The organism is Actinomadura xylanilytica (genome assembly GCF_030283145.1).
In the GTDB taxonomy this organism is placed as follows: Bacteria; Actinomycetota; Actinomycetes; order Streptosporangiales; family Streptosporangiaceae; genus Spirillospora; species Spirillospora xylanilytica.
On record NZ_JASNWE010000004.1, the window covers coordinates 703,250 to 714,598 of the forward strand.

Consider the following 11,349-nt stretch of genomic DNA (forward strand, 5'->3'; position numbering starts at 1 on the left):
AGTGGTCAGTGGACGTGGTCGTGGTCGTGGTGGTGTGCGGTCCCGGCCGCGGCGAGCCCGTCGCCGCCGCCAAGGTCCCAGTGGCGCTCGGCGACCGCGACCCGCTCGGCGACCAGGCGCCGCAGCGCGGCCGGGGCGAGCAGCGGGCCGCCGTAGCGGACCGCGGGCGCCCGTCCGCGCGCGCTCGTGTCCAGGCCGAGGGCGCGCCGTCCGACGAACGAGGCCGGCACCACGGTGACGCCGTGCGCGCCGAGCCTGCGGCACCGGTCCACGGCCTCGGGGACGTCCGGGTCGCCGCCGCTCAGCGCCACCTCGGCCCACCGCAGGGCGCTGTACTGGCGGACGAGCCGGGCGATCCGGAACAGCTCGGCGTCCTGCTCGGGCGACGACGCCGGGGCGGTGATCAGCGCCGCGTGGCCCTCGGGCGTGCGTCCGGCCGCGGCGCGCAGCCAGCCGACCAGGTGGGTCGGCGTGCCGAGCGGACGGGTCAGCAGCAGTTCGCCCGGCGCCCGGTGGCCGGCGAGCCGGCCCAGGGTCTGCGCGGCGTGGGCCGCCAGGCCCGGGTCGCGGCCGAGCGTCATCGGCACCACGGCGAGCGGCCCCGGCAGCGCGGCGGCGGCGTACAGCTCGCGGCCGGTGCCGATCACGTCCGGTATCGGCCCGTCGGCGGTGCCGTCCGGGCCGCCCGCACCGCCCTCGCCGCCGGCGGCGAGGGTCTCGTGCCCGCCGACCAGCACGACGCGGCGCGCGGTCACGGTCAGCCGCCGACCGGGTCGTGGCAGGAGACCAGCTTGGAGCCGTCCTTGAAGGTCGCCTCGATCTGGATCAGCGGCGCCATCCCCCGCACCCCGGGCATGACGTCCTTCTCGCCGACGACGTGCTTGCCGAGCTCCATGCAGTCGGCGACCGACTTGCCGTCGCGGGCGCCCTCCAGGATGGCGACGCTGATCAGCGCCACCGCCTCGCTGAAGTTGAGCTTCAGGCCGCGGGCCCGGCGTTTCTCCGCCACGTCCGCGACGACGTAGATCAGCAGCTTGTCCAGCTCTCGCGGTGCGAGATTCATCGTTCACCCTCCTCAGAAGCGAGTCCGCCGGGCGCGCGCCCGGCGGCGGGACGGTCCTGGTCATCCGGTTCGGCGCAGCGCGTGGGCGGTGCCCACCGAGGCGAGGAAGATCCAGGTCACCAGCACGAACGGCCACGTCAGGGTGTGGCCGCCGACCGGCGTGAAGAAGTTGGTCAGGGCGGCGGTGAGCCCGGCCGCCGCGGCGGCGCCGACCAGCGCGAACACCCCCGCCGCCGGGGTCAGCACAACGAAGATCCCGGCCAGCGCCATCGCGGTCAGCACGGCGTTGTAGCCGTACAGCCCCTTGCCGATCGACTCGGTCGGGGCGCCGAGACCCCAGCCGACCAGGATCCCGACGATGCTGGCGAGCACCGCGGCGACGGCCGCGATCCGGCTGGCGACCGCGATGCCGACCAGGAAGATCAGCCCGACGTACCACTTGTCCTGGAAGAAGATCTGGCCGATCCCGTTGAACAGGCCGTGCCAGGCGTCGCTCCAGGTCAGCGTCGTGCTCGTGGAGACCGGCGCGGGCAGGGCGGCCGAGGTGTGGCCCCTCCACACCCGCTCGAAGGTCGGGGCGGCGACCACGATCACGGTGGTGATCACGCAGAACGGCGCGGTGAACGTCGGCAGGTTGTACTGCGTGAGGACGGTGACCATGGCGGCGGTGAGGACGCTGCCGGCGATGCAGCCCGCGATGGTCAGCACGACGGTCATCCAGTTGGTGCCCAGGTAGAGCACCAGCGAGACGCCGATCAGCGCCCCGCAGAACCCCTCGAGCCCGATCAGGACCCGCTTGCGGTCGATCCCGAGCGCGACCGCGGTGAGCGTCGCGACGACCGTGCCGAGCAACCCGAACACGCCGAACTGCCAGCCCCCGACGAACAGGGCGATGATGAACAGCACTCCGGTCCACGGGTTGCTGATGAACTCGACCTGCGCGACCCCCCGCAATATGGCGAGTGGATACTCTCTGGCCGCCACCGGGCCCTGCGCCGAAGCCTCTGAAGTATCCGAGGTCATAGCCCGACTTGTTTCCTGCAGATCAAGACCGAACCTCGCACCGCAGGACATCCCGAATGCGTTGCCCTCGCAATAATGGGACTCATAGAAGATTCCTTTGCCGGGGCGGTGAAAATATGCGCGGTCCGGTGACTTGATCTTGGGATGACGAGGTCACAGGGTGGGCAGCATGGTTCGCATATCTTTGCCAAGATGGCAGTCGACGCACACGTCGAAGGCGCTCACCGGCCGAGAGGGACACCAAGTGCGGGGGGTCAGATTTTACTCTGGACAAGCTTTATCAGAATGGATGGAGGGGATCGTAGAGATGCAAAGCGACGGCAAGGCCCGGGCCGGGCCGCCGCAGGTACGGCCGGTTTTGGCCGCGGCCGGGCCGACCGGACCGGACGCCGGCCGCCGGAAATGCGGGACGCGCTCATGCGCCTGAACGGGAGGGCCGGCACGATGCGGGAACGGAATCCGGACGGCACGTCCGTCACCTCGGTCATCGCGCGGCTGGCGGCCGGGGGCGGGCTGCTGATGGTCGGCATCTCCGGCATCGTCACGGGCATCGACGACCTCGCGGGCCATCAGGTCAGGACGTACCTGGAGGTCGGAGAGGGGGGCGATCCGGCGCAGCTCGTGCTGTACCCGGTGCTGCTCGGGCTCGACACGCTGGCCAGCCTGGCGCTGGTGTGGGCGGGCATCCACGGCGTCTGCGCGCTGCCGGTCAACGAGGGCTGGCGGCGGTGCCGCAAGGGCGTGGTCGTCGGCGCGCTGGTCAAGGTGGCGGCGCTGGTCACGGGCCTGCTGGTCCTGCGCGGGAGCTGGCGCGGCCTCTACCTGGACCCGGGCTGGCCCGCCGCCGACCGGATCGTCCTCGCCGGCGCGGCCGTGCTGCTGGTGCTCGGCGTGCTCAGCCTGCCCCGCCCCTGGCCCCGGACGCCCGGCCCGCTCCAGCCGCCGGCGGCGCCGGACGACGACGACCCGCGGCACCGTCCGGGAGGCCGGATGGACGACGACCCGTTCCCCTACACCGGGCCCTACTCCGGCCCGTACACGCTCAGCGAGGGGGACGACGGCCCGCGCACGACCGCACCCACGCGCACGCTGAGCGGCTAGCGAGCGGACGCTAGGCGGACGGCCGAGCGGCGCCGGGCGGACGGCCCGCCGTCGCCGCCTCGACGACCCAGCCGGACGGCACGAGCAGGAACACCTTGCGGTCGACCCGCTCCATCGTCCCGCAGCGCCCGATCACCAGCCCCGCGGCGAAGTCGACGAGGGGCTTGGCCTCGGCGTCGGTCAGGGCCGAGAGGACCATGACGACCGGCACGTCCTCACGGAAGAGGCGACCGACCACGGCGACCTCGCCGTAGTCCTTGGGACGCACCGTCTTGACCACCGCCTCAGTGTGCCGCACGCCGCCCCCGGTGAGAAGCGCGGATCCGGCCGGCGGGCGGCCGGATCCGCGCCGCTCACCGGCGCACGGCCAGCGCGATCCGGGCGGGCAGGTAGGTCGCCGCGAGGGTGAGGGCCCCGGCCGCGCCGAGCACGGCCAGGAAGGTGAGCGGCGGGATGTGCGGGAGCCCGCCGGTCATGCCCGCGGCGAACGCGGTGAGGGTGGCCAGTGCGATCGCGGCACCGAGCACGGCGGAGATCAGCAGCACCGCCAGGGTCTCCCAGCCGAGCATCCCGAGCACCTGCCGCCGGGTGGTGCCGATCAGGCGCAGCACGGCGAACTCGCGGGCCCGGTCCGAGGTGGCCATGGCGAGGGTGTTGACGGCCGCGATGACGGTGAACGCGATGATCAGGCCCATCGCGACGTAGTTGACCTCGGCGTTGGCGGCGGCCTGGTCCGCGGCGAGCGCGGTGCCGTCCAGCAGGGCGGTGCCGGGGTGGGCCAGCGCGGCGGCGGGGGCCGTCCCGGCGATGAGCAGGGAGCCGCGCGGATCGTCCACATGGGCGGCCAGGACCGCGTGCGCGACGGTGAGGTCGCCGAACCCGAGGCCGCGTGCGTAGACGGCGATGACCTGCGGGGCGAACGGGGTGCCGTCGCCGAGCGTGAGGCGGAGCCGGTCGCCGGGCGCGACGCCGAGCCGGTCCGCGGCGGTCGTGCTGACCGCGACGGTGCGGCCGTCCAGGCGGTCGAGGGAGCCCGACCGGACGTCCAGGTCCATCGTGGCGGAGAGCCCGGCGGGGGTGACGCCTTGGATCCCGTAGTTCTCCAGCCCGACGCGGACGGTGCTGCGCACGACCTCGGTGGCGGTGGTGACGCCGGGAGTGCTCCGGACCTTGGCGGCGACCTGGGCCGGGACCTTCGGGCCGAGCACGTGGGCGGCGCGGATGCCGGCGCCGGCCTGTGCGGTGGCGGCATGGCCCATCGTGGTCTGCACGAACAGGATCGTGGCGGTCAGCCCCATCATCAGGCACAGCGGGGTGATCACCGAGGCGAGCCGGCGGGCGCCCGCGCGCAGGTTCGCCGCGGCGAGGTAGCCGCCGGCCGGCGACAGCCGCAGCGGGACGCTGAGCAGTCCGACGGCGGCGCGGGCGATGAGCGGGCCGAGCAGCGCGACGGCGACCGTCCAGACGAGCGCGGTCAGCATCGTGACCGGGCTGGACGCGGCCTCGGTGTGCAGCATCGACAGCAGCACGGTGAGCGCGACCGCGACCGCCGTGACGGCGAGGCCGGCCACGGTCCGGGCCGTGCCGAGCCCGGCGGGACGGAGCGCGGCGTCGCCGAGCGCCTCCACCGGGCGGATCCGCGCGGTCCGGCGGGCCGAGACGCGGGCGGCGGCCCAGGCGGCGACGGCGGCGGCGAGCAGCGCCGCGGCGAACGGGAACGGGCTGAGCACCAGGTCCAGATTGGGCGGCAGCGCGCCGAGTCCGCGGAACCGGTCGCGCAGCCAGAACGCCAGCGGCAGCCCGGCGGCGGCGCCGGGCACGCCCGCGGCGAGCGCGACCAGCAGCGCCTCGCCGCCGATCATCCGGCGGATCTGCCGGGGCGTGGCGGCGACAGCGCGCAGCAGGGCGATCTCCCGTTCGCGCTGCTGGACCGAGAGCGCGAAGGTGCCGGCGACGACCATGATCGCGACCAGCAGCGCGGTGCCGCCGAGCGCGCCGCCCATGCTGATCAGCTTGATCCGGGAGTTCTCCGCGCCGGGGAACTCGGCGGTGCCCCGGGCGTCGCCGGTGTGCACGGTCGCGGTGGTGCCGCGCACCGCCGCCGCGATGGCCGGTCCGGCGGACGCGGGGGACGCGCCGATCGCGGTCACCATGCCGGGACGTCCGGACAGGGCGGCGGCGCGGGCGGTGGTGAAGAAGATCGCGGCCTGGTACTCGGGCGACTCCCGGGTCACTCCGGCGACCCGGTACGTGCCGGGTACGGCGGAGGCGACCGCGACGCGCGCCCCGACAGCGAGCCGCGCCGACCGGGCCGTCCCGGCGTCGATCACGATCTCGTCGTCGGCGGTGGGCGCGCGCCCGGCCGCGAGGGTGAACGGGGTGAGCGCGGCAGACTCCCAGCCGTGCCCCCACGAGGCGCGGTCTCCGCCGCCCGGGATCTCCGCCGGGAAGCTCACCTCGGTCAGCACCGACCTGACGCCCGGCGCCGACCGGACCCGGCCCGCCACCGAGGCGGGCAGCCACGCCCGCTCGGCGATCACCTTGGCCTTGTGCTTGACCTTGCTCTTCCCCTTCTTCTTCTTGATCGTCGTCTGGTGCACGTACTGGTCACCGGACACCACGACCGGGGCGCCCGCGTAGCGTTCCGGCGCGACCGAGCCGCGCAGTCCGGTGTCGAGCAGGACGCCGCAGGCGCAGACGAGCGCCGCGGCGCACAGGAGCGCGGCGAACGCTCCGGCGAAGGCGGCCTTGCGGTGCCGCAGGGTGCTGAGCACGATCCCGGGCATCAGTTCCACGCTCCCAGCCGCGTCATCCGGGCCGCGACCCGCTCGCTGGACGGCGCGTCCATCGTGTCGACCACGCGGCCGTCCGCGAGGAACAGGACCGTGTCGGCGTAGGACGCGGCGACCGGGTCGTGAGTGACCATCACGACGGTCTGCCCGGTCGCGTCGACCGTCTCGCGCAGCAGGGTGAGCACCTCGCGGGCCGTCATGGTGTCGAGCGCGCCGGTCGGCTCGTCCCCGAACACCACGTCGGGACGGGTGACCAGCGCCCGCGCGATCGCCACCCGCTGCTGCTGCCCGCCGGACAGCTCCGCCGGGCGGTGCCCGGTGCGGCCGGTGAGCCCGACCCGGGCGACCACCTCGTCCACCCAGGCCTGGTCGGCGCGGGTCCGGGCCAGGCGCAGCGGGAGCGTGATGTTCTGCATCACGGTCAGCGAGGACACCAGGTTGAACGCCTGGAACACGAACCCGACGCGGTCGCGGCGCAGCTCGGTCAGCTCGGTCTCGCTCATCGCCGACAGCTCGGTGCCGCCGAGCCGCACCGAGCCGGACGTGGGGGTGTCCAGCCCGGCCGCGCAGTGCAGGAACGTGCTCTTGCCCGAGCCGGACGGCCCCATCACCGCGGTGAACCGCCCGCGCGGAATACCCGTCGTCACCTCACGGAGCGCGGCGACCGCGCCGCTGCCCTTCCCGTACACCTTGCTGACCGTGTCCATCCGTACCGCTTCGTCCATGCCTCAATCCTGCTGACCTGCGGCTTCATCGGCCAGAGACGGCATCACCGGCGACCCGTGATCTCGTCATGCCCGGGCGGTGAACGGTCCATGGCGGACATATCACCTGATAGACATAGGGCGTGATCAAAGTGCTGCTGGCGGACGACCACGTCGTGGTGCGCAGCGCGCTGGCCTCGCTGCTGGGGCTGGAGCCCGACCTGACCGTGGTCGCCGAGGTGTCGCGGGGCGACCAGGTGCTGCCCACCGCCCGGACGCACCACCCCGACGTCGCGGTCCTCGACGTCGACATGCCCGGGCTGGACGGGCTGGAGGCGGCGGCGCTGCTCAACGCCGAGTTGCCCGACACCCGGGCGCTGATCCTCACCGGGCACGGCAAGCCCGGCCACCTGCGCCGCGCGCTCGCCGCGAACGTGCGCGGGTTCCTGCTGAAGACCGCGCCGCCGGACGAGCTGGCCGCCGGGATCCGCGCCGTCGCCGCCGGCGGGCGGGTGCTCGACCCCTCGCTCGCCGTGACCGCGTGGGACCTGGCCGACAACCCGCTCACCCCGCGCGAGACCGACGTGCTGCGGCTCGCCGCCGAGGGCGCCGAGGCCCCCGAGATCGCCGAGCGACTGTTCCTGTCGGCCGGAACGGTGCGCAACTACCTGACCGCCGCCGTCGCCAAGCTGAACGCCCGCAACCGCACCGACGCCGCCCGCATCGCCCGCGAGGCCGGCTGGCTGTAACACTAAGTCCCGGCCTGCGGCACTCGCCTGGCGGCTCGCGCCTAACCGGGCCCTGGCGAGCGCGGCATCGCTTCGCGATCCGCCCGGTGAGACTCGCCTTCGGCCTCGCCTCGCCGGGCAGGTCACGCGCTCAGGCGGGCGCTGAGGTCCTCGGAGCAGGAGCCCCGAAAGCCCCGGCCCACGACACTCGCCTGGCGGCTCGCGCCTAACCGGGCCCTGGCGAGCGCGGCATCGCTTCGCGATCCGCCCGGTGAGACTCGCCTTCGGCTTCGCCTCGCCGGGCAGGTCACGCGCTCAGGCGGACACTGAGATCCTCGGGGCAGGAGCCCCGAAAGCCCCGGCCCACGACATTCGCTTTCGGCCTCGCCTCGCCGGGCAGGTCACGCGCTCAGGCGGACACTGAGATCCTCGCGGCAGGGGCCTCTGGAGAGGCGCCGGCGTCCAGCGTCACGGTGGCCTCCAAGCGGAAGCGGCCGTGCCCGTCGGCGCGGGCGGTGAGCGTGCCGCCGAACGACGCGAGCCGGGTGGTGAGGTTGCCGATCCCCGCCCCGGGCGGAGTGCGCGGCGCGCGCGGGTCGAGGCCGTCGTTCTCCACCGTCAGCAGCACCGTGCCGTCCTCGCGGCGCACGGTGGCGATCGCGCAGTGCCGGGCGGCGCTGTGCCGCAGGATGTTGGTCACCGCCTCGCGCAGCACCGTGCCGAGCACCGCCGACGCCGGGGCGGGCAGGTCGCCGTGCCCGAGGTCGAGGACGACCTCCGCGCCCGCCGCCGCCAGCACCGAGCGGGCCGAACGGGCCTCCTCGTCCAGCGACGTCTCCGGGTCGTCGCCGCCGGTGGCGGTGCGCAGGTCGGCGCGGGCGCGTCCGGCCATCTCCACCACCTCGGCGAGCTCGGCCCGCGCCCGGTCCGGGTCCGGCACCGCGAGCCGCCGGGCCAGCTCGCACTTGAGCAGGATCGCGGCGAGGCTGTGGCCGAGCAGGTCGTGCAGGTCGCGGGCGGCGCGGAGCCGTTCCTCGACGGTGGCCGCGCGGGCCAGCCCGGCGCCGGCGTCCTGGAGGTCGCTCACCAGCCGGGCCAGGCGCACCAGCCCGTACACCACCAGCGCGGTCACCAGCGTGCTGATCACGTAGTTGACCAGCCGCGCCGGGTCGGGCGACAGCGCGCCCCCGGCCACCGCCACGCCCGCCAGGACCGCCGCGACCAGCGGTGTCCCGGCCCGGCCCGGCAGCACCACCAGCAGGGTGCCGGCGAAGAAGCCCGGCACGCCGAGCCATCCGGCGCCGAACCACAGGAGCGGCACGAAGGTCAGCAGCGCCTGGACGGTAAGGATCAGCGTCCAGACGCGGGGCCGGAAGGCGCCGCCCGTCCGGTGCAGCCGGAGCGCGGCGACCAGCGGCAGCACCGCCGTCGCCGCCGCCAGCGCCCCAGGGCCCGGCTCGAGCTGGAGCAGGCCCTTGGCGCAGAACCCGGCGAGCACCGCCGCGAGCACTGTGACCGACAGCCAGTACGCGGCCCGGTCGGGCACGTTCACCGGACGGTCGCCGGCCGCGGCGGCGGCCTCCACCGCGAACCACCCGTCCGGCCCGAGCCCGGTGGCGAAGGCGCCGCCGGCCGCCTCGACCCGCGCGGCGGCCTCGGCCAGCCCGTCCGCGCCGCGCGCCGCGGTCGGCTCGCCGTCGTTGGCCACGCGCAGCCGGACGGTCCCGTCCGCCTCGGCGGTCTCGATCACGCAGCGGGCCGCGGTGCCCTGCCGGACGACGTCGGTCACCGCCTCGCGCAGCACCGTCGCCAGCAGCGCCCCGCCCGGCCCGAGCGGCTCGGCGTGCCCGGTGCGGATCTCGGCCTCGATCCCGGCCGCCGCGAGCAGCGCCCGCGCCGCCGCCGCCTCGGGCGCCAGCGACAGGCCGCGGAAGGCAGCGGCGGCCGTCCGCGCGTCGGCGAGGGAGCGCCGCGCCACCTCCAGCACCGCGCCGATCTCGGCGGGCCGGTCCAGCGCGCGCCGGCTCCCCTCGATGATCGTCTCCAGCCCGCGGCCGAGTCCCTCGTTCAGCTCGGCGGCGATCCGCAGCCGCTCCCGCTCGACGGCCGCCACGGTGAGCGGCAGCCGCGCCGCGGCGGTGTCGGCGGCGCGGTCGGCCAGCCGCACCAGCCCGTACACCAGCAGGCCGGTGAGCACCATGGTGATCGTGGCGTCCACGGTGCCGGCCGCCCCGGCCGAGCGGCCCGCCTCGATCACCGCCGCGGTGCCCGCCACCGCGATCGCCGCCGGCCAGGCCGACACCAGCAGCAGGCTGCCCGCGACGAAGCCGAGCAGCCCGACCGACGTCCCGGACGCCAGCACCGACGCGTACGCGAGACCGCCCTGGAGGGCCACAGCCCACGGGCCGCGGAACCGGGCGAGGCCGGGCACGATCCAGACGAGCTGGACGGCGCACGCCGCCACGATGACCACGACCGCGGCGCCGAGCCGGACGCCCCCCTCGGTGCGGGACGGCGCGGCCAGGAGATAGACGGCGGCGCACGACGCCAGCACGGTCACGACGGTCAGCCGCGCCGTCCTCGTCATGGGATCGGTCCTGTGGAACAACCGGTCTACCTCCGCCTTCCCCCGTCCGGCCCGCCCTCGGCGGACGGGCCGGTCACAGCCTAGGCCGCGCCGTCCGTCCCCCGGGCGGGCGGGCCCGCGACGCCGTCGGCCATGCCTCCTCCTCGCCCAGAGAAATGGGATCTCGATACGAGCGATATAGGTAATTAATTTCGCCCTGATATGATAAAGAAAATGGCGAGTAGCCTCCAGTTCTCCCGGGAGACCGATCCCGGGGGAACGGAGGGTCGAGCGATGATCGATGGACGGCCCAGCCGGACCGCGCTGTTCACGGCGGCGGCACGGGCGGCGCACCCAGAGGTCGACGGCGAGCCACTGCTGTTCCGCGACACCCTCGCCGCGCCGCTGCTCGGGGACCTGGCGGCCGAGATGGTCGGCTACCACCGCGCGCAGGGCGACCACCCCATCCTGTCCGGCACTCGGACGCTGACGGTGACACGGTCGCACTACACCGAGCGCCGGCTCGGCGAGCTGGCCGGGCGGGGCCTCGGCCAGTACGTGATCCTCGGCGCCGGGCTGGACACCTACGCCTACCGGGCGGGCGACGGCGCGGGCGACGGCGCGCGGGGCGGCGGCCCGCGGGTCTTCGAGGCCGACCATCCCGCGACGCAGGAATGGAAGCGCGGCCTGCTGGCGGCGGCCGGGATCCCCGTCCCGGACGGGCTCACGTTCGTCCCGGTCGACTTCGAGTCGGACGAGCCCGTGCGGCGCCTGGCGGACGAGGGCTTCGACCCCGGGCGGCCCGCGCTGGTGAGCTGGCTCGGCGTCAGCGTCTACCTCACGCCGGACGCCCTGCACGCGGCGCTCGCCGAGTTCGGCCGGCTCGCCCCCGGCAGCGAGCTGATCATGGAGTACCTCCTGCCGCCGGCCCTGCGCGACGAGGCCGGCGCCGCCTACGCGGACTTCTCCGGCCGGGCGGTGTCCGATCTCGACGAGCCGCACCGGACCTTCCTCGCCCCGGCGGAGGTCGCCGACGCCATGGCGGCCCACGGCCTGAAGGTGGTCGAGGACGTCGGGACGCGGGAGGCCGTCCCCGCCCCGTCCTGGCGGAGATCTGACGCGCTGTGCCCGTTCGACTTCGCTCGATTGGTCAGGGCGACTATCTAGATAGGACCGTTCAGCGGACGGCCGAAATCTTCACATGAAAGGCCCTCCGACCAGACCAGTCCAGCGTGGCAACCGGACCAGAACAGCCCCGCAAAACCCGTCGGTAACGGTTAAGACTCGTGCGGAATGCAGCCCTTGAACTGGTACGGACCAGTTGCCTATCTTCAGGGCCACGCGCGTTCGTGCTCACTGAGCAATCGCACCG

Annotated in this window: 10 protein-coding genes; 3 read left to right on the forward strand and 7 right to left on the reverse strand. The window is 74.6% G+C overall.

What is annotated here, in order from left to right; genetic code table 11:
• Window positions 1-5 precede the first annotated feature (5 nt).
• Genes QP090_RS27160 through QP090_RS27170 form a run of 3 tightly spaced genes read right to left on the reverse strand, consistent with a single transcriptional unit; the run spans window position 6 to window position 2,017 of the window.
• Window positions 6-755 carry a sirohydrochlorin chelatase gene (locus QP090_RS27160; protein WP_285942246.1) on the reverse strand — a complete coding sequence of 250 codons (750 nt, stop codon included), beginning with the start codon at window positions 753-755 and terminating at the stop codon, window positions 6-8.
• A 2-nt stretch (window positions 756-757) separates the two neighbouring features.
• Window positions 758-1,063, reverse strand: coding sequence for an urease subunit gamma (locus QP090_RS27165; protein WP_285942247.1), 306 nt, complete (start codon window positions 1,061-1,063; stop codon window positions 758-760).
• 60 nt (window positions 1,064-1,123) lie between these two features.
• Window positions 1,124-2,017: an urea transporter gene (locus QP090_RS27170; protein ID WP_285942248.1), complete on the reverse strand. Its 894-nt coding sequence runs from the start codon at window positions 2,015-2,017 to the stop codon at window positions 1,124-1,126.
• A gap of 513 nt (window positions 2,018-2,530) precedes the next feature.
• Between QP090_RS27170 and QP090_RS27175 the strand changes: the two genes are divergently transcribed.
• Entirely contained in the window at window positions 2,531-3,187 is a 657-nt protein-coding gene (locus tag QP090_RS27175) for a hypothetical protein (protein ID WP_285942249.1), read from the forward strand.
• A 10-nt stretch (window positions 3,188-3,197) separates the two neighbouring features.
• Here the strand turns inward: QP090_RS27175 and sepF are convergent, their stop codons facing one another.
• The 3 genes from sepF to QP090_RS27190 all read right to left on the reverse strand — a co-directional run bounded on the left by sepF (window position 3,198) and on the right by QP090_RS27190 (window position 6,704).
• Window positions 3,198-3,467, reverse strand: coding sequence for a cell division protein SepF (gene sepF, locus QP090_RS27180; RefSeq protein ID WP_285942250.1), 270 nt, complete (start codon window positions 3,465-3,467; stop codon window positions 3,198-3,200).
• A gap of 73 nt (window positions 3,468-3,540) precedes the next feature.
• Complete coding sequence (locus QP090_RS27185) at window positions 3,541-5,973, reverse strand: ABC transporter permease (protein ID WP_285942251.1); 2,433 nt, start codon at window positions 5,971-5,973, stop codon at window positions 3,541-3,543.
• A complete protein-coding gene (locus QP090_RS27190) occupies window positions 5,973-6,704 on the reverse strand; it encodes an ABC transporter ATP-binding protein (protein ID WP_285942252.1) in 732 nt (243 codons plus the stop codon). Before QP090_RS27190 ends, QP090_RS27185 begins: the two co-directional genes overlap by 1 nt.
• 122 nt (window positions 6,705-6,826) lie before the next feature.
• On the opposite strand from QP090_RS27190, the gene QP090_RS27195 reads away from it, so the two are divergent.
• Entirely contained in the window at window positions 6,827-7,432 is a 606-nt protein-coding gene (locus tag QP090_RS27195; protein ID WP_285942254.1) for a response regulator transcription factor, read from the forward strand.
• Between the two features lie 388 nt (window positions 7,433-7,820).
• Here the strand turns inward: QP090_RS27195 and QP090_RS27200 are convergent, their stop codons facing one another.
• Window positions 7,821-9,998: a sensor histidine kinase gene (locus tag QP090_RS27200; protein WP_285942255.1), complete on the reverse strand. Its 2,178-nt coding sequence runs from the start codon at window positions 9,996-9,998 to the stop codon at window positions 7,821-7,823.
• Between the two features lie 273 nt (window positions 9,999-10,271).
• Here QP090_RS27200 and QP090_RS27205 point away from each other — a divergent pair, with 273 nt between their 5' ends.
• Window positions 10,272-11,144, forward strand: coding sequence for a class I SAM-dependent methyltransferase (locus QP090_RS27205; protein ID WP_285942256.1), 873 nt, complete (start codon window positions 10,272-10,274; stop codon window positions 11,142-11,144).
• Window positions 11,145-11,349 lie beyond the last annotated feature (205 nt).